Annotated in this window: 14 protein-coding genes; 4 read left to right on the top strand and 10 right to left on the bottom strand. The window is 53.6% G+C overall.

All coding sequences use genetic code 11. The features are described 5' to 3' along the window. Positions 1-13 precede the first annotated feature (13 nt). From cmk to KK102_RS05130, 4 genes are all read right to left on the bottom strand, one after another. Positions 14-697 (bottom strand): (d)CMP kinase, encoded by a 684-nt coding sequence (gene cmk / locus KK102_RS05115; RefSeq protein WP_010429248.1) that lies wholly within the window; start codon positions 695-697, stop codon positions 14-16. Positions 698-881: 184 nt separating this feature from the next. Next, positions 882-2,165, bottom strand: coding sequence for a 3-phosphoshikimate 1-carboxyvinyltransferase (gene aroA / locus KK102_RS05120; protein WP_216357093.1), 1,284 nt, complete (start codon positions 2,163-2,165; stop codon positions 882-884). Positions 2,166-2,235: 70 nt separating this feature from the next. Beyond that, on the bottom strand, positions 2,236-3,324 hold the full coding sequence (serC, locus tag KK102_RS05125; RefSeq protein WP_216357094.1) for a 3-phosphoserine/phosphohydroxythreonine transaminase: 1,089 nt from the start codon (positions 3,322-3,324) through the stop codon (positions 2,236-2,238). A gap of 162 nt (positions 3,325-3,486) precedes the next feature. Then, on the bottom strand, positions 3,487-4,179 hold the full coding sequence (locus tag KK102_RS05130) for a DUF421 domain-containing protein (RefSeq protein ID WP_216357095.1): 693 nt from the start codon (positions 4,177-4,179) through the stop codon (positions 3,487-3,489). Between the two features lie 127 nt (positions 4,180-4,306). On the opposite strand from KK102_RS05130, the gene ycaO reads away from it, so the two are divergent. From ycaO to pflA, 4 genes are all read left to right on the top strand, one after another. Further along, positions 4,307-6,067 carry a 30S ribosomal protein S12 methylthiotransferase accessory factor YcaO gene (ycaO, locus tag KK102_RS05135; protein ID WP_216357096.1) on the top strand — a complete coding sequence of 587 codons (1,761 nt, stop codon included), beginning with the start codon at positions 4,307-4,309 and terminating at the stop codon, positions 6,065-6,067. A 405-nt stretch (positions 6,068-6,472) separates the two neighbouring features. Beyond that, positions 6,473-7,330: a formate transporter FocA gene (gene focA / locus KK102_RS05140; protein WP_126543592.1), complete on the top strand. Its 858-nt coding sequence runs from the start codon at positions 6,473-6,475 to the stop codon at positions 7,328-7,330. Positions 7,331-7,381: 51 nt separating this feature from the next. Beyond that, on the top strand, positions 7,382-9,664 hold the full coding sequence (gene pflB / locus KK102_RS05145; RefSeq protein ID WP_126543591.1) for a formate C-acetyltransferase: 2,283 nt from the start codon (positions 7,382-7,384) through the stop codon (positions 9,662-9,664). A gap of 203 nt (positions 9,665-9,867) precedes the next feature. Next, on the top strand, positions 9,868-10,608 hold the full coding sequence (gene pflA, locus KK102_RS05150; protein ID WP_216357097.1) for a pyruvate formate lyase 1-activating protein: 741 nt from the start codon (positions 9,868-9,870) through the stop codon (positions 10,606-10,608). Between the two features lie 35 nt (positions 10,609-10,643). Here the strand turns inward: pflA and KK102_RS05155 are convergent, their stop codons facing one another. The 6 genes from KK102_RS05155 to serS all read right to left on the bottom strand — a co-directional run bounded on the left by KK102_RS05155 (position 10,644) and on the right by serS (position 18,154). Further along, positions 10,644-11,165, bottom strand: a complete 522-nt coding sequence (locus KK102_RS05155; protein WP_126543590.1) for an anti-virulence regulator CigR family protein — start codon at positions 11,163-11,165, stop codon at positions 10,644-10,646. A gap of 123 nt (positions 11,166-11,288) precedes the next feature. Next, complete coding sequence (locus tag KK102_RS05160) at positions 11,289-12,437, bottom strand: MFS transporter (RefSeq protein WP_126543589.1); 1,149 nt, start codon at positions 12,435-12,437, stop codon at positions 11,289-11,291. 275 nt (positions 12,438-12,712) lie between these two features. Further along, positions 12,713-13,576, bottom strand: coding sequence for a dimethyl sulfoxide reductase anchor subunit family protein (locus KK102_RS05165; RefSeq protein WP_216357098.1), 864 nt, complete (start codon positions 13,574-13,576; stop codon positions 12,713-12,715). Position 13,577: 1 nt separating this feature from the next. Then, positions 13,578-14,195: a dimethylsulfoxide reductase iron-sulfur subunit DmsB gene (dmsB, locus tag KK102_RS05170; RefSeq protein ID WP_126543587.1), complete on the bottom strand. Its 618-nt coding sequence runs from the start codon at positions 14,193-14,195 to the stop codon at positions 13,578-13,580. Positions 14,196-14,205: 10 nt separating this feature from the next. Further along, positions 14,206-16,650: a dimethylsulfoxide reductase subunit A gene (dmsA, locus tag KK102_RS05175; RefSeq protein WP_216357099.1), complete on the bottom strand. Its 2,445-nt coding sequence runs from the start codon at positions 16,648-16,650 to the stop codon at positions 14,206-14,208. 211 nt (positions 16,651-16,861) lie between these two features. After that, on the bottom strand, positions 16,862-18,154 hold the full coding sequence (gene serS / locus KK102_RS05180) for a serine--tRNA ligase (RefSeq protein ID WP_010429208.1): 1,293 nt from the start codon (positions 18,152-18,154) through the stop codon (positions 16,862-16,864). Positions 18,155-18,217 lie beyond the last annotated feature (63 nt).

Consider the following 18,217-nt stretch of genomic DNA (forward strand, 5'->3'; position numbering starts at 1 on the left):
AAATCGGTCGCGATTACGCGAGTGCCAGTTTTTGGCGCGCATATTGTAGCGCTTTTTCAATCACTTGCTCAATAGTTAAACTGGTTGAATCCAGAACTAATGCATCTTCTGCTGGAACAAGTGGGGCGACGGCGCGGTTACGATCGCGGTCATCGCGCTCTTTTATCTCGGATAAAAGGCGATCAAAGTTAACACTAAACCCCTTTTCCTGCAACTGAAGCATGCGGCGTTGCGCGCGTTCTTCCGAAGAGGCGTCAAGGAAAATTTTCACAGGTGCATCAGGGAATACCACGGTTCCCATATCGCGTCCGTCCGCGATCAGACCTGGGGCTTCACGGAAACCACGCTGGCGGCGCAGCAAGGCTTCGCGAACGCGCGGGAATGCCGCGACCTGGGAGGCCGCGTTAGCGACTTCCTGAGTACGAATCTCCCCGCTGACGTCCTCTCCTTCCAGGATCACTTCAAGGTTGCCATCAGTCGAAACAAAACGCACATCCAGATGCGCAGCCAGCGGTACCAGCGCTTCTTCAGAGGCGACATCCACATGGTGATGCAGCGCAGCCAGCGCCAGCACGCGATAGATTGCTCCCGAATCTAAAAGATGCCATTGCAATGCTTCTGCCATCGCTTTGCACAGAGTACCTTTCCCTGCGCCACTAGGCCCATCAATGGTGATTACCGGGGCAAGTGCCGTCATCTTTTTCTCCTTAAATAAGGCATACCGTTTACATGAACGCCGCGCATTATACGCGCCAACGTGCGCAACTGTTACCTTTGCGTGCAAATTACGGATTGATAGAAGCAGAGTGTAGAAGAAATGAGCGGGAGTGTTCGTCAGGAAGCGTAAGGAAATGCCGCATCGGGTGATGCGGCAAGCGTTATCAGGCCAGCGTGCTAATGCGTGCCAGCTGTTCGAAGTAGTCCGGGAAGGTTTTCGCCGTACATTTCGGATCAAGAATGGTCACAGGCGTGTCGGACAACGCCACCAGCGAGAAGCACATCGCCATACGGTGATCGTTATAGGTGCCGATCTCTGCAACCTGCAGTTTTGCCGGCGGGGTCACGCGAATGTAGTCTTCGCCCTCTTCCACCTCTGCGCCGACTTTTCGCAGCTCGGTCGCCATCGCAAACAGACGGTCAGTCTCTTTTACGCGCCAGTTGTAGATATTACGCAGCGTGGTGGTGCCTTTGGCAAACAGCGCCGCCGTGGCGATGGTCATCGCCGCATCCGGGATATGGTTCATGTCCATGTCGATGGCGTTCAGCTCGCCGCGGGTACAGGAGATGAAATCATCACCCCAGGTGACAACCGCACCCATTTTTTCCAGCACGTCAGCGAAACGGATGTCGCCCTGTACGCTGTTGCGCCCAATACCGGTAACCTTCACGGTACCGCCTTTGATCGCGCCCGCAGCCAGGAAGTAAGAAGCCGACGAGGCGTCGCCTTCAACCAGATAGCAGCCCGGAGACTGGTACTGCTGCGCCCCGCGCACCACAAAACGCTGATAAGACTGGTTTTCCACCTCAACGCCAAAGGTTTTCATCAGGTGCAGCGTGATATCAATATACGGTTTGGAGACCAGCTCGCCTTTAATCGTAATTACCGTGTCCTGCGGAGCCAGCGGCGCAGCCATCAGCAGCGCGGTCAGGAACTGGCTGGAGACGCTGCCGTCAACCTCGACGTTACCGCCGGTAAAACCGCCGCGCAGACGCAGTGGCGGATAATTTTCCTGCTCCAGATAGTCAATCTGCGCGCCGCCCTGACGCAGGGCATCCACCAGATGGCCAATCGGACGCTCTTTCATACGCGGTTCGCCGGTCAGCACAATGTTGCTGCTGCCCAGACACAGGGCTGCCGCCAGCGGACGCATCGCGGTACCCGCGTTGCCCAGAAACAGCTCAAGCTCTTCACCCGTCTGCAGCGCGCCGCCATTGCCGGTCACTTCGCAGCGGGTGCGATCGTCGGAGAGAGTGTAATGAACGCCCAACGCTTTCAGCGCAGTGAGCATATGGCGCACGTCATCGCTGTCCAGCAGGTTTGTGAGGACGGTGGTGCCGTTTGCCAGAGCTGCCAGCAGCAGAGCGCGGTTCGAGACACTTTTTGAACCAGGCAGATTGATGGTGCCATCTACCCGCGCGATAGGTTGTAACGTCAGGGATTCCATGAAAACTAAACTCTCAACTCAACATAATAAAAAACCCCGCAGGGTTGCTGCGGGGGTGAATAACAGCAAATTAACCGTGACGACGTTCGAAGTCGATCATGAAATCGGTCAGCGCTTTGACGCCTTCCAGCGGCATAGCGTTATAGATGGAGGCACGCATGCCGCCCACCACACGGTGGCCTTTCAGCGCGTGCAGGCCCGCAGCGAAGGACTCATCCAGGAAGGCTTTATCCAGATTGCTGTCGGCCAGCTGGAACGGCACGTTCATGCGGGAACGGTTAGCGATGGCCACATCGTTACGGTAGAAATCGCTCTTGTCGATCACGCCATAGAGCAGTTCAGCCTTCTGCTGGTTAACCTTATTCATCTGCGCCACGCCGCCGTTTTGCTTCAGCCATTTGAAGACCAGGCCGGAAAGGTACCAGGCAAACGTGGGTGGCGTGTTGAACATAGAATCGTTATCGTTCAACACGGTGTAATCGAGAATCGACGGGCAGGATTTGTGTGCTTTGCCCAGCAGGTCTTCACACACAATTACAATTGTCAGCCCAGCAGGGCCGATATTTTTCTGTGCGCCAGCGTAGATCACACCGTAACGGCTAACATCCAGCGGCGTGGAAAGAATGGTCGAAGAGAAGTCCGCGGTTACAACCACGTTTTCACCAAAGTTTGGCTCTTCATGGATGGCGATACCGTCAATGGTTTCATTCGGACAGTAGTGAAGATAGGCTGCGTTATCAGAAACTTGCCACTCGCTCATCGGCTTAACGCCGCGCAGGCCGTCAACGGTCACTTTGGCATCGATCACATTCGGCGTGCAGTACTTATGCGCTTCTTTGACAGCGCTGGCCGCCCAGTAGCCCGCATCCACATAATCAGCGGTAGTTTTGTCACCCAGCAGGTTGAGCGGAATACCGGCAAACTGACCGCGCCCACCGCCGTGGCAGAACAATACTTTGTAGTTCGAGGGAATGTTCAGCAGATCGCGAAAATCCTTTTCTGCCTCTTCCGCCACCTGAATAAACTCTTTACCCCGGTGGCTAACTTCCATCACCGACGTACCCAGACCGTTCCAGTCACACAGCTCCTGTTGAGCCTGTTTGAGTACATCTACCGGTAACATTGCCGGACCTGAACTGAAATTAAAGACTTGAGCCATTTCCCCTCACCACGCTAAAAGCCATAAGTTATAACTGTGGATATCGGTTTTATCATTCAGTGACACGCGCCGCAATGTCTAAAACTTATGACCGGGGAAATGTGCTCATCGTCACACAATAGAATCTACCACCTCGTCGTCACAAAACCGACAAAATGGCTGTCAGGTGATACGTTTGGCTCGGCTAACCTTCGTCCATTCCGGATTTGCACAGCGGGGGCACAATTGACGATCCCCCGGCTGCATCGCCACAACATGACTACATCTTACGCAAGCATACTCGCCTGATTCAGGTACCGTTCTGAAACGCTCGATCAGCATATCCGGCAGGATGCACAGGCCGGGCTTCACCTCATCGTCGGAATAGTAATAGACGCTGATTTGACCGTTGGTTTCCATAATCGCCAGACGCACCTGCCCGAGCTGTTCCACGCTGTTCAGGCGTAGCTCCATAAAGAACTCAAACTCGGTCATATTGGCGCTTTGCACGTTTTCCCAGGCCAGTTGTCCGTCCTCAACGATAACGACCGGCTTCCCTTCAAGCAGATCTTCCAGTTTCTCACTTTTCGACATCAGCCACATGACCAGCCGGTACAGCAGTGCAAGCGTCACGAAAACGATAAAGACCGGTATCATCGGCACATCATCATAAAAGGCAACGTCCCCTGCCGCCGACCCCAGCGTCAGAATGATCAGCACTTCAAACAGCGACATCTGCCGCACGCCGCGACGTCCGGTGATTTTCAGAAACAGGAAAACGAGTACAAAGGTGTACAGGCTGCGAAGCGCGACTTCGCCTAAAAACTCTGGAGGGACTTTATCAAACGCCATCCGCTGGAGATCGAAAGCTTTCATTTTTCTATGCCTTAACAGTAGGTTACTGACTATAAGCATAGCTCAGGCTTTTATTTTCGCCGAAGATGGCACCCGTCACGCAAAACCCGTATCATTGCGCGCTTTACGTACGATAAAAGTGAACGCCATGACTCAAACGTTTATCCCCGGCAAAGACGCCGCTCTGGAAGATTCCATCGCTCGCTTCCAGCAGAAACTGACCGACCTGGGTTTTAACATCGAAGAAGCCTCCTGGCTCAATCCGGTGCCGCATGTCTGGTCCGTGCATATTCGCGATAAAGACTGTGCCCTGTGCTTTACCAACGGTAAAGGCGCGACAAAAAAAGCGGCACTGGCCTCTGCGCTGGGTGAGTATTTTGAGCGTCTGTCCACCAACTATTTCTTCGCTGACTTCTGGCTGGGCGAAACCATCGCTAACGGCCCGTTCGTTCACTATCCGAACGAAAAATGGTTCCCGCTGACCGAAGACGACGAACTGCCGGAAGGCATTCTCGACGCGCGCCTGCGTGCGTTCTACGATCCAGATAACGAACTGACTGCCAGCATGCTGATCGATCTGCAGTCCGGTAACGAGGATCGCGGTATCTGCGCCCTGCCGTTTACCCGCCAGTCTGACGAAAAGACCGTTTACATCCCGATGAACATCGTCGGTAACCTGTATGTATCTAACGGCATGTCCGCTGGTAACACCCGCAATGAAGCGCGCGTGCAGGGTCTGTCTGAAGTCTTCGAACGTCACATTAAAAACCGCATCATCGCCGAATCCATTAGCCTGCCTGAAATTCCGGCAGATGTGCTGGCACGCTATCCGGGCGTGGTGGAATCCATCGCTAAGCTGGAAGCAGAAGGTTTCCCAATCTTTGCCTATGACGGCTCGCTGGGCGGCAAATATCCCGTTATCTGCGTCGTGCTGTTTAACCCGACCAACGGCACCTGCTTCGCCTCCTTCGGCGCGCACCCGGACTTCGGCGTGGCGCTGGAGCGTACTGTCACCGAGCTGCTGCAGGGCCGTAGCCTGAAAGATCTCGACGTCTTCACCCCGCCAACCTTTGACGATGAAGAAGTGGCCGAGCATACCAACCTCGAAACCCACTTCATCGATTCCAGCGGCTTAATTTCCTGGGATATGTTCAAGCAGGACGCGGACTATCCGTTCGTGGACTGGAGTTTTGCCGGCACCACGGAAGAAGAGTTCGCCACGCTGATGGCAATCTTCACCGCGGAAGACCAGGAAGTTTACATTGCCGACTACGAACATCTTGGCGTCTACGCGTGCCGCATTATTGTTCCGGGCATGTCCGACATCTACCCCGCTGAAGACCTGTGGCTGGCGAACAACAGCATGGGCGCGCACCTGCGCGAAACGCTGCTGGCTCTGCCGGGTAGTGAATGGGAAAAAGAAGATTACCTGAACCTGATCGCCCAACTGGACGAAGAAGGCCACGATGACTTCACCCGCGTACGTGAGCTGCTGGGTCTCGCGACCGGTAAAGACAACGGCTGGTACACCCTGCGTATTGGTGAGCTGAAAGCAATGCTGGCACTCGCGGGTGGCGATCTGGATCAGGCCCTGGCCTGGACCGAATGGACCATGGAGTTCAACCAGTCCGTCTTCTCAGCCGAGCGCACCAATTATTACCGCTGCCTTCAGACGTTGTTGCTTCTCGCTCAGGAAGAGGACCGTGAACCTCTGCAGTACTTGAATGCCTTTGTTCGTATGTACGGTGCAGATGCCGTCGAAGCAGCCAGCGCGGCGCTGAGCGGCGAAGAGCCGTTCTATGGCCTGCAGGCTGTTGATAGCGATCTGAAAGCCTTCCCGGCACATCAGTCGCTGCTGAAAGCGTATGAAAAATTACAGAAGGCAAAAGCCGCTTACTGGTCAAAATAAGCGCACATAACATTACCAGATGTAGGCGTATCCAATCGTCTGGGCTATATTACGGGGCAATTTCATTGCCCCTTTTTTTATTTTTTCGGTAATGACGTTTAATTGTAATAATTAAGTTAATTACGGGTAAATATAATAATACTTACCTGGGCTGGACTGTTACTTTTTGTGGTAAATACTCCATTTTAATTAACTGTTTTACGGGAGGCCTAACGAAAAAATTCAACTCTTCTCATAACTTTTAAAATTTATTTTTATACGGATAATCAAATACTTACTCCGCATTCGCTGTAAATCCATACACACTGCGGGCCTATAAGCCAGGCGAGATATGATCTATATCAATTTCTCTTCTATAATGCTTTGTTAGTATCTCGTCGCCGACTTAATAAAGAGAGAGTTAGTGTGAAAGCTGACAACCCTTTTGATCTTTTACTCCCAGCTGCAATGGCCAAAGTTGCCGAAGAAGCGGGTGTCTATAAAGCAACGAAACACCCGATGAAGACGTTCTATCTGGCGATCACGGCCGGTGTGTTCATCTCAATCGCTTTCGTCTTCTACATCACTGCCACCACCGGTACTGCCGGGATGCCTTTCGGCATGGCCAAACTGATTGGCGGCATTTGCTTCTCACTGGGTCTGATTCTTTGCGTCATCTGCGGCGCCGACCTTTTCACCTCTACGGTGCTGATTGTTGTGGCGAAAGCCAGCGGAAGAATTACCTGGGGTCAACTGGCACGCAACTGGCTAAACGTCTATGTTGGTAACCTGATTGGCTGTCTGCTCTTTGTTCTGTTGATGTGGCTCTCTGGCGAGTACATGACCGCCAACGGTGGCTGGGGGCTTAACGTCCTGCAAACTGCCGACCACAAAATGCATCATACATTTATCGAAGCCGTTGCTCTCGGCATCCTCGCAAACTTGATGGTCTGCCTGGCCGTCTGGATGAGCTACTCGGGTCGTAGCCTGATGGACAAAGCCATGATTATGGTGCTGCCGGTTGCGATGTTTGTTGCCAGCGGCTTCGAGCACAGTATTGCGAATATGTTTATGATCCCAATGGGGATTGTTATCCGCAACTTTGCGAGCCCGGAGTTCTGGACCGCAGTTGGTTCAAATCCGGAAAGTTTCTCTCACCTGACTATCATGAACTTCATTACTGATAACCTGATCCCTGTCACTATCGGGAACATTATCGGTGGGGGTCTGTTAGTTGGGTTGACATACTGGGTCATTTACCTGCGTGGCGACGACCATCATTAATGGTTGTCTCAGGCAGTAAATAAAAAATCCACTTAAGAAGGTAGGTGTTACATGTCCGAGCTTAATGAAAAGTTAGCCACAGCCTGGGAAGGTTTTGCGAAAGGTGACTGGCAGAATGAAGTAAACGTACGTGACTTCATTCAGAAAAACTATACCCCGTATGAAGGTGACGAATCCTTCCTGGCTGGCGCAACTGACGCGACCACCAAGCTGTGGGACAGCGTAATGGAAGGCGTTAAACTGGAAAACCGCACTCACGCGCCAGTTGATTTTGACACCTCCGTTGCTTCCACCATCACTTCTCACGATGCTGGCTACATCAACAAAGCCCTTGAGAAAATCGTTGGTCTGCAGACTGAAGCACCACTGAAACGCGCAATCATCCCGTTCGGTGGCATCAAAATGGTTGAAGGTTCCTGCAAAGCGTATAACCGCGAGCTGGACCCAATGCTGAAAAAAATCTTCACCGAATACCGCAAAACCCACAACCAGGGTGTATTCGATGTTTACACCAAAGACATTCTGAACTGCCGTAAATCTGGCGTTCTGACCGGTCTGCCAGATGCGTATGGCCGTGGCCGTATCATCGGTGACTACCGTCGCGTTGCGCTGTACGGTATCGACTTCCTGATGAAAGACAAATACGCTCAGTTCGTGTCTCTGCAGTCCGATCTGGAAAACGGCGTAAACCTGGAAGCGACTATCCGTCTGCGTGAAGAAATCGCTGAACAGCACCGCGCGCTGGGTCAGATCAAAGAGATGGCGGCTAAATATGGCTGCGATATCTCTGGTCCTGCTACCAACGCTCAGGAAGCTATCCAGTGGACCTACTTCGGCTACCTGGCCGCAGTTAAGTCTCAGAACGGTGCAGCAATGTCCTTCGGTCGCGTATCCACCTTCCTGGATGCCTACATCGAACGTGATATCAAAGCAGGCAAAATCACCGAGCAAGACGCTCAGGAAATGATTGACCACCTGGTCATGAAACTGCGTATGGTTCGCTTCCTGCGTACCCCTGAATACGATGAGCTGTTCTCCGGTGACCCAATCTGGGCAACAGAATCCATCGGTGGTATGGGCGTTGACGGCCGTACTCTGGTAACTAAAAACAGCTTCCGCTTCCTGAACACCCTGTACACCATGGGTCCTTCTCCGGAGCCGAACATCACCGTTCTGTGGTCTGAAAAACTGCCTCTGAACTTCAAGAAATTCGCCGCTAAAGTGTCTATCGACACCTCTTCTCTGCAGTACGAGAACGATGACCTGATGCGTCCGGACTTCAACAACGATGATTACGCTATCGCTTGCTGCGTAAGCCCAATGGTTGTTGGTAAACAAATGCAGTTCTTCGGTGCGCGTGCAAACCTGGCGAAAACCATGCTGTACGCAATCAACGGCGGCGTTGATGAAAAACTGAAAATGCAGGTGGGTCCTAAGTCTGAGCCGATCAAAGGCGACGTTCTGAACTTCGACGAAGTGATGGACCGCATGGATCACTTCATGGACTGGCTGGCGAAACAGTACGTCACTGCGCTGAACGTAATCCACTATATGCACGACAAGTACAGCTACGAAGCCTCTCTGATGGCGCTGCACGACCGTGACGTTATCCGCACCATGGCGTGTGGTATCGCTGGTCTGTCCGTTGCTGCTGACTCCCTGTCTGCAATCAAATATGCGAAAGTTAAACCAATTCGTGACGAAGACGGCCTGGCTGTAGACTTCGAAATCGAAGGTGAATACCCGCAGTTTGGTAACAACGACGCTCGCGTTGATGACATGGCGGTTGACCTGGTAGAACGTTTCATGAAGAAAATTCAGAAACTGACTACCTACCGTAACGCTATCCCGACTCAGTCTGTTCTGACCATTACCTCTAACGTTGTGTATGGTAAGAAAACCGGTAACACCCCAGATGGTCGTCGTGCTGGCGCGCCATTCGGCCCAGGTGCTAACCCAATGCACGGTCGTGACCAGAAAGGTGCTGTTGCCTCTCTGACCTCCGTTGCAAAACTGCCGTTTGCTTACGCGAAAGATGGTATTTCTTACACCTTCTCTATCGTGCCAAATGCGCTGGGTAAAGACGACGAAGTGCGTAAAACTAACCTCGCGGGTCTGATGGATGGTTACTTCCACCACGAAGCGTCCATTGAAGGTGGTCAGCACCTGAACGTGAACGTGATGAACCGTGAAATGCTGCTCGACGCGATGGAACACCCTGAGAAATATCCTCAGCTGACCATCCGCGTATCTGGCTACGCAGTACGTTTTAACTCCCTGACTAAAGAACAGCAGCAGGACGTTATCACCCGTACTTTCACTCAGTCCATGTAAGTGGAATTGACTGAAATCACGCGTTAACAAGCGTACAATAAAGGCTCCACGTCAGTGGGGCCTTTTTAGCACCCTCTCCACCTCAGTCTCTTTTGTCCGCTATCTATACTGAATGGATAACAGCCAAAACAGACTTAACACAGCCGGCTTTGAGCTGTGCATACACAGGCCCCGGACGGGCCGATGATGGAGATATCACCGCAATGTCAACTATTGGTCGTATTCACTCCTTTGAATCCTGTGGCACCGTCGATGGCCCGGGTATCCGCTTTATCACCTTTTTCCAGGGCTGCCTGATGCGCTGCCTGTACTGCCATAACCGTGACACCTGGGACACGCACGGCGGTAAAGAAGTGACCGTTGAAGATCTGATGAAAGAGGTGGTGACCTACCGCCACTTTATGAACGCGTCCGGCGGCGGCGTGACGGCGTCCGGCGGTGAAGCCATTCTGCAGGCTGAATTTGTCCGCGACTGGTTCCGCGCCTGCCGCAAGGAAGGTATCCATACCTGTCTCGACACCAACGGCTTTGTACGCCGCTACGATCCGGTGATTGATGAACTGCTCGAGGTGACCGATCTGGTGATGCTCGATCTCAAACAGATGAACGATGAGATCCACCAGAACCTCGTGGGCGTCTCCAACCATCGCACGCTGGAATTTGCCAAATACATTGCCGACAAAGGCATCAAAACCTGGATCCGCTACGTGGTGGTGCCTGGCTGGTCAGATGACGAGGATTCCGCGCACCGTCTGGGCGAATTTACCCGCGACATGGGCAACGTCGAGAAAATTGAGCTTCTGCCCTACCACGAGCTGGGTAAACATAAGTGGGTGGCAATGGGTGAAGAGTACAAACTCGATGGCGTGAAGCCGCCGAAGAAAGAGACGATGGAACGCGTCAAAGGTATTCTTGAACAGTACGGCCACAAGGTAATGTATTAAAGAAAGGCCCGGTGAGAACCGGGCCTTTTTATATTCTATTTAAAGACGCCGTTAATAACGGAGGTCACAATGGCTGTACTCAGTGCAATTAAGACCAGGTCGTCACCCACTACCCGCCATTCATAGCCCGGATAAGAAGGAAGTTGGCCCAGCATAGACGCTGGCACGGTTTTCTTCGCAATGCCCGGAGGCAGCGGTTTACCGCGCGCCAGGTTTTTTGCAATCCCCGGAGGCAGAGAATCATAGCCCGTTAAGCCGTAGTTCAGTGCCAGATGGCGCGCATGATCGAAGCTCACCCGAGCGTCGACATCATTACCGACATCTTTGCTGTTTTTGAAGCTCTTATCCGATTTTCCCGGATTATCCTTACCGCTATTTTGCTTATTACCATGGTCACCAGAATTCCCGTTGCCATGATTGCCGCTATTACCTTGTCCACCACCGTTACCGTGACCACCGCCATTCCCGTTTCCAGGATTAGCCATGACCGGTGCGGTTGCAAACGTTAAAGACAACACTACGGCAAGCGCTGTAGTGGAAAAACGACGAATAGACATGATTGCTGCCTTATTGTGGTAGGACTCACATGAATTATCGCCTGGCGCGATAAACAAACAATAAGTAAAACTCTTAGTTGTGATGGGGACAAAAAAGCCTGTCATCGACAGGCTTTTATTTAATCAGGCATGTGCAACTGGCGTTGGGTGCTCTCCCGCTTTGCGCAGCAGCATTAAGAGATAAATAAACGATACGCTGGCGATCATGATAAACAGCAGGTTATCGGAATAATTCTGCATCAGCATCGCGGTAAGCGTCGGCCCTAATAAACTGCCGACGGTATAGCTCAGCAGCAGCGCCTGGTTCATCGCCACCAGCTGATGATGTTCAACCTTCTCACAGGCCCAGGCCATCGCGACCGGATAGAGCGTAAAGCCCGCGGCACCAAGTATAAACAGGGCCGGTGCCATAGCGGCATTGCTGAGCATGGCAAGGCATCCCACGATCACCACGAAGACCTGAACGCGCAGCACCAGCAGACGACCGAAGCGATCGGCCAGGCGACCAATAGGCCACTGCCCGACGATCCCCGCACTCACCATGACCGCCATCCAGAAGCCAATTCCGGAATCGCTGACGCCCTGATGATTCAGATAGAGCGGCATCAGGCCATAGAGCGAGCCGAGAACAATCCCGGAAATAATACAGCCGTTAACACCCAGGCGCGCATGACGCAGCCTCAGCATCGGCCAGATGTGAGTCGCTTCCTGATGCTCGCTGTTCTGGTTCACAATGCGCGTAAACAGCAGCGGCAGGATCGCGGCCAGAACCATGCCCGTAACCCACGGCAGAACGCTCATCAGGTCGGTTGGCAGCTTGCTCACCATCAGTTGACCCAGCACGGTGCCGACGTAGTAAACCATCATATAGGCGGCAAGCAGGCGTCCACGGTTACGTGACGTGCCGCTGCACATGAGCGCACTTTCAACCACCACCCAAATCATCGCGCAGCCTACGCCAGCGATAAAGCGCCACGCCATCCAGCTCCAGAAACCAACCATCAGGCCCAGCCCGGCACACCCGGCGGCAAAAATCAGCGAAGCCAGATAATAGCTGCGATTAAATCCAAAACGCTTAATTAGGCTACCGGTTAATAACGTGCCCAGCAGGTTCCCGGTAAAAAAGGACGAACTGACCATACCCACCTGCCAGGTCGGTAAGTTTTCATGGGCGAGCCACAGCGGGACGAGCGTATTTAACACTGCGATCGCCAGGGTCAACAGAAGCAGGCCACAGAGCAACAGAAGCACTGGCCGGGTATAGGTGGTCATGGATTAAAAACCGTGAGGAAGTTCAGATTTCGTGCGCATCATGCCACTGGCAAAAACAAAGTCAATCCACTGATTTACGCGCCACGCACAATATGATCCCTGTCGATTTAAAAAACTTATCCTGCTAATGCCACGCCTGCTATAGATATTAATTATGTGTCTGTTTTTATTTATTAATGGGCAAAATTAAAACAAAACGACAGTCGAAAAATTTCATGATCGAAAAAAGAAAAGCCGGGCGCTCGGGCCCGGCTTGATATAACCCAAATGCGACGTTAACTGGCGATAGCCATACCAACGGTCATATGCAACCCGTAGAACACGCCGCGGCCAATCAGTTCACCCGCCAGTACCAGCACAAAGGCCAGGGACAGCAGCGGCAGCGCGGGCTGATAGCCTTTAAGCTGAGGGGCGATCCAGAATACCAGCGCCGCGACCAGCAGAACGATGCGCCAGGCCATCAGAGAACCGTAATCCGGGACCAGGGCAGAGGCCTGCTGAATCGAACTGTGAATCGTTGCCAGCTCCGCCCCTTGCATCAGAGCAACCACCGCGCTCACGACCAAAGCCAGTAGCGAAACGGCAGGCAGCAAACGCATTGCCCAGCCATCCACACCCGCCACGCGCAGCAGCAGGTAGCCCAGCAGCGGACCGCCGATAAACATCGTCAGGAAGAAGCTCATCGGTGTCCAGACGCTGTGCCAGGTTGGGACAGTATCAATGGTGTTATAGACACGCACCATCATCCACACGAACACCACGCCCAGCACCATCGTCACAATCAGCCACAGGCTGCGCAGCGCCGCAGGTAATTTATTCAACGCGGCCAGCAGCCAGCCCAGCCCGCCAACAGCAAAGAAAATCGCCCCACTGGCAATCTCGTTACTGAGGGACGATGCGCCCACGCGGTTCAGAGAGTTGAACGCGCGCATTGGTGAGCCGAGGTGCAGCGTAGAAGCAATAAAGCCAAGCCCCATCAGTACCCACAGGCCAAACATGCTCAGCACCAGACGCTGCTGCTGTTCAGCGTTGAGATTACCCTTCAACAGCGCCAGCGCGAGCACAATAAAGCCGCCCGCAACGCACTGCCCAAAGACCGTGAAGATCATCAGCGGCCATTCATGCCATCCACTTCCCATCTCACACCTCCTTCGGGTTTGCCAGATAGCCGGTGGTGTCACCTGTAGGACGGCTGTTGGCGTTAGGTTTAATGACAATACTCGGTTTGGTGAAGTGCGCGGACGGCAGCGGCGCGACGGCAGCAAGCTGGCCGTGTTTTTTACGCAGCTCTTCTATCGGGCCAAAGTCCAGCGCCCGCAGCGGGCAGGATTCCACGCAGATCGGCTTTTTACCGTCGGCCACGCGGGAGTGGCAGCCGTCGCACTTGGTCATATGGCCTTTTGTTTCGTTGTACTGAGGCGCACCGTACGGACACGCCATGTGGCAATAGCGGCAGCCGATGCAGACATCTTCGTCCACTACCACAAAACCGTCTTCGCGCTTGTGCATCGCTCCGCTCGGGCAAACCTTCGTGCAGGCAGGATCTTCACAGTGGTTACAGGCAATCGACAGGTAATACGCAAAAACGTTCTGATGCCAAACGCCGTTATCTTCCTGCCAGTCGCCCCCGGCGTATTCGTAAATGCGGCGGAAGCTCACGTCCGGCGTCAGGTCTTTGTAATCTTTGCAGGCCAGCTCGCAGGTTTTACACCCTGTGCAGCGGCTGGAATCAATAAAAAATCCATACTGGGTTGTCATGGGTTACTCCTTACACCTTTTCAACCTGAACAAGGTTCGTGTGGGACGGGTTGCCCTTCGCCAGTGGCGACGGCCGCTGTGTGGTCAGTACGTTAATACTGCCCGCCTGGTCAATGCGGTTTGCATCCGGGTTATACCAGGCCCCTTCCCCTAGCGCGACAACGCCAGGCATCATGCGCGGAGTGACTTTGGCTTCGATATGTACCTCACCACGACCATTGAAGATGCGCACACGGTCACCATTGTTAATTCCACGAGCTTTGGCATCCATCGGGTTGATCCACATCTCCTGGCGACACGCGGCTTTCAGCACGTCGACGTTGCCGTAGGTTGAGTGGACGCGGGCCTTGTAATGGAAACCGGTCAGCTGCAGCGGGAATTTCGCGGTAAGCGGATCGTTGTAGTTTTCGAAACCCGGCGTGTAGATCGGCAGCGGATCGATAACGTCCCCTTCCGGCAGCTCCCAGGTGGAGGCAATTTTTGCCAGCGATTCGGAGTAAATTTCGATTTTGCCCGACGGGGTGGTCAGCGGGTTAGCCTGCGGATCTTCGCGGAAAGCTTTGTACGCCACGTGATGCCCTTCCGGATCGCGCTGTTTGTACATCCCCTGCTTGCGGAAGGTGTCGAAGTCAGGGAGGTCCGGGATCGCCTTGCGGGAGAGTTCATGCAGATGGCGCATCCACCCTTCCTGAGTACGCCCTTCGGTAAACTGCTGCTCAACGCCAAGACGTTTCGCCAGCTCAGAGGTCATCTCATAGATAGTTTTGCACTCAAAGCGCGGTTTGATGGCCTGGTCAGTGAAGATCACATAGGACATGTTGCCGCAGGAGGCATCCAGCGCGAAATCCATCTGCTCTGACGCGGTACAGTCCGGCAGCAGGATATCGGCATATTTCGCCGAGGAGGTCATGTGGCAGTCAATGACCACAATCATTTCGCACTTCTTGTCATCCTGCAGGATTTCATGGGTGCGGTTGATTTCAGAGTGCTGGTTGATAAGACAGTTACCGGCATAGTTCCAGATCATTTTGATCGGCACGTCCAGCTTATCTTTGCCTCGAACACCGTCACGCAGCGCGGTCATTTCCGGGCCGCGCTCGATCGCGTCCGTCCACATAAACATGGAGATGCTGGTCTGAACCGGGTTATCCAGCGTTGGCATACGTTCAAACGGGACTTCATACGAGCCTTCACGCGCCCCGCTATTACCGCCGTGAATACCAACGTTGCCAGTCAGAATCGAGAGCATAGAAATAGCGCGGGTGGCAATTTCGCCGTTCGCGTGACGCTGTGGTCCCCATCCCTGGCTGATATAAGCCGGTTTTGCTGAACCAATTTCACGGGCCAGCTGAACAATACGCTCGACTGGAATGCCGGTAATGGTGGATGCCCACTCAGGGGTTTTCGCTACCCCGTCGCTGCCCTGACCAAGAATGTACGCTTTGTAATGCCCGTTAGCCGGTGCGCTGGCTGGCAGGGTCTTCTCGTCATAACCAACGCAGTATTTATCAAGGAACGGCTGATCGACGAGGTTTTCAGTGATCATCACATACGCCAGCGCATTGACCAGCGCCGCATCGGTACCAGGGCGAATAGGGATCCACTCGTCTTCACGTCCCGCGCCGGTATCGGTATAGCGCGGATCGACGATGATCATACGTGCGTTGGATTTGGCGCGCGCCTGCTCAAGATAATAGGTTACCCCACCGCCGCTCATCCGGGTTTCGCCTGGGTTGTTACCGAACAACACCACCAGTTTACTGTTTTCGATATCCGACGGGCTGTTACCGTCTGCCCAGCCGCCGTAGGTGTAGTTCAGACCCGCAGCAATCTGTGCGGAAGAGTAATCGCCGTAATGATTGAGATAGCCGCCGCAGCAGTTCATCAGGCGCGCCACCAGCGTTTTACCCGGCGGCCAGGAGCGGGTCATGGTACCGCCCAGCGTCCCGGTGCCGTAGTTGAGGTAGATGGATTCGTTGCCATACTCTTTGATCAGGCGCTGCATGTTAGTCGCGATAATATCGTAGGCTTCGTCCCAGCTAATACGCTCGAACTTCCCTTCCCCACGCTTACCGACGCGCTTCATTGGGTATTTCAGACGATCCGGGTTATAGACGCGACGGCGCATTGAACGGCCACGCAGACAGGCACGAACCTGATGTAACCCTTCGTAGTTATCATCGCCGGTATTGTCTGTTTCGACATATTTGATTTCACCGTCCACAACATGCATACGCAGAGGACAACGGCTACCACAGTTAACGGTACAGGCACTCCACACCACTTTTTCCGGGGCTGAAGCTGGGGATAATGCATCCGCCGCCGATGCCAGTCGGGTAAAAGGGAGCGTGAAGGCGCTGCTGGCTACGGCCAGGCCGCCAATTGCCGTGGTTTTCATCAACCCACGGCGAGTGACCTCGGCAGCCATTAACGCTTCAGGCGCTTTGATTTTCATAAAGACTCACTTTGGTTGCTCACAAAGAAAAGAGAGGCGGTGCGGACCGCTATATAGTTTTATGTATAACGAATTTCTTCGTTATCAGCTTTTTATGCTGACTTTCATTCGGAGGAGTATTACTACTTTAGAGGGAGAGATTATTGAGTCGTATCAATTAGCAGGCATAAAAAAAGCGCCCTGAGGCGCTTTGTTGTTTTAAGACAAATTATTAGCCGATGAACTGCTGGCCCTTCATGTAGGGACGCAGCACTTCCGGGATCTCAATACGTCCGTCTGCCTGCTGATAGTTTTCCAGCACGGCAACCAGCGTACGACCCACAGCCAGACCAGAACCGTTCAGGGTGTGCACCAGACGGGTCTTCTTGTCGGACTTGCTGCGGCAGCGAGCCTGCATGCGGCGCGCCTGGAAATCCCAGACGTTAGAGCAGGAGGAGATTTCACGATAGGTGTTCTGTGCAGGAACCCAGACTTCCAGGTCGAAGGTTTTGCAGGCACCAAAACCCATATCACCGGTACACAGCGCCATACGGCGATACGGCAGGCCCAGCAGCTCCAGCACTTTCTCCGCGTGGCCGGTCATCTCTTCCAGCGCGTCCATGGACTCTTCCGGGCGAACGATCTGCACCATCTCAACCTTGTCGAACTGGTGCATACGAATCAGACCGCGGGTATCACGACCGTAAGAGCCCGCTTCAGAACGGAAGCACGGAGAGTGTGCAGTCAGTTTGATCGGCAGGTCGTCTTCGTCGATGATCTCATCACGCACGAGGTTAGTCAGCGGCACTTCCGCGGTTGGGATCAGCGCGTAGTTGCTACTGTCGGCTTCCTCGTCCAGCGGACGGGTGTGGAACAGATCGCCAGCAAATTTCGGCAGCTGTCCCGTACCGTACAGCGTATCGTGGTTAACCAGATATGGTACGTAGGTTTCGCTGTAACCGTGCTGCTCGGTGTGCAGATCCAGCATGAACTGCGCCAGCGCGCGGTGCAGATGGGCAATCTGGCCTTTCATGACCACGAAGCGAGAACCGGTCAGCTTAACCGCCGCCGCAAAGTCCAGTCCCGCGTGCATTTCGCCCAGGGTCACGTGATCGCGAACCTCGAAGTCGAACTCGCGAGGCGTGCCCCAGCGCTTCACTTCCACGTTGTCGTTTTCATCTTTACCGACCGGCACGCTGTCGTCAGGAATGTTCGGGATAGCCAGGGCGATATCACGAATTTCGGTCTGAAGAACGTCCAGTTCAGCTTTCGCCTGATCCAGCTCTTCACCCAGCTTGTTCACTTCCAGGCGTAATGGCTCAATATCTTCCCCGCGCGCTTTCGCCTGGCCGATGGATTTCGATCGAGAGTTACGCTCTGCCTGCAGATTTTCAGTTTGTACCTGCAGAACTTTACGACGCTCTTCAAGAGCGCGCAGCTTATCTACATCCAGCTTAAAGCCCCGGCGTGCCAGTTTTTCAGCGACTGCGTCTGGCTCATTACGCAGCAGATTGGGATCGAGCATGCTTATCCTGTGCTTATCGAATTAAAATAGGAAAAAGTGACCACAGCCTGCGATCACAGGGAT

Origin of the sequence: Enterobacter quasimori, assembly GCF_018597345.1 — a bacterium.
Classification (GTDB): Bacteria; Pseudomonadota; Gammaproteobacteria; order Enterobacterales; family Enterobacteriaceae; genus Enterobacter; species Enterobacter mori.

Excerpts from the sequence above, each read along its gene's own strand:
- cmk (WP_010429248.1), bottom strand. The coding sequence starts at position 697 with ATGACGGCACTTGCCCCGGTAATCACCATTGATGGGCCTAGTGGCGCA.
- aroA (WP_216357093.1), bottom strand. The coding sequence starts at position 2,165 with ATGGAATCCCTGACGTTACAACCTATCGCGCGGGTAGATGGCACCATC.
- serC (WP_216357094.1), bottom strand. The coding sequence starts at position 3,324 with ATGGCTCAAGTCTTTAATTTCAGTTCAGGTCCGGCAATGTTACCGGTA.
- KK102_RS05130 (WP_216357095.1), bottom strand. The coding sequence starts at position 4,179 with ATGAAAGCTTTCGATCTCCAGCGGATGGCGTTTGATAAAGTCCCTCCA.
- ycaO (WP_216357096.1), top strand. The coding sequence starts at position 4,307 with ATGACTCAAACGTTTATCCCCGGCAAAGACGCCGCTCTGGAAGATTCC.
- pflB (WP_126543591.1), top strand. The coding sequence starts at position 7,382 with ATGTCCGAGCTTAATGAAAAGTTAGCCACAGCCTGGGAAGGTTTTGCG.
- pflA (WP_216357097.1), top strand. The coding sequence starts at position 9,868 with ATGTCAACTATTGGTCGTATTCACTCCTTTGAATCCTGTGGCACCGTC.
- KK102_RS05155 (WP_126543590.1), bottom strand. The coding sequence starts at position 11,165 with ATGTCTATTCGTCGTTTTTCCACTACAGCGCTTGCCGTAGTGTTGTCT.
- KK102_RS05160 (WP_126543589.1), bottom strand. The coding sequence starts at position 12,437 with ATGACCACCTATACCCGGCCAGTGCTTCTGTTGCTCTGTGGCCTGCTT.
- KK102_RS05165 (WP_216357098.1), bottom strand. The coding sequence starts at position 13,576 with ATGGGAAGTGGATGGCATGAATGGCCGCTGATGATCTTCACGGTCTTT.
- dmsB (WP_126543587.1), bottom strand. The coding sequence starts at position 14,195 with ATGACAACCCAGTATGGATTTTTTATTGATTCCAGCCGCTGCACAGGG.
- dmsA (WP_216357099.1), bottom strand. The coding sequence starts at position 16,650 with ATGAAAATCAAAGCGCCTGAAGCGTTAATGGCTGCCGAGGTCACTCGC.
- serS (WP_010429208.1), bottom strand. The coding sequence starts at position 18,154 with ATGCTCGATCCCAATCTGCTGCGTAATGAGCCAGACGCAGTCGCTGAA.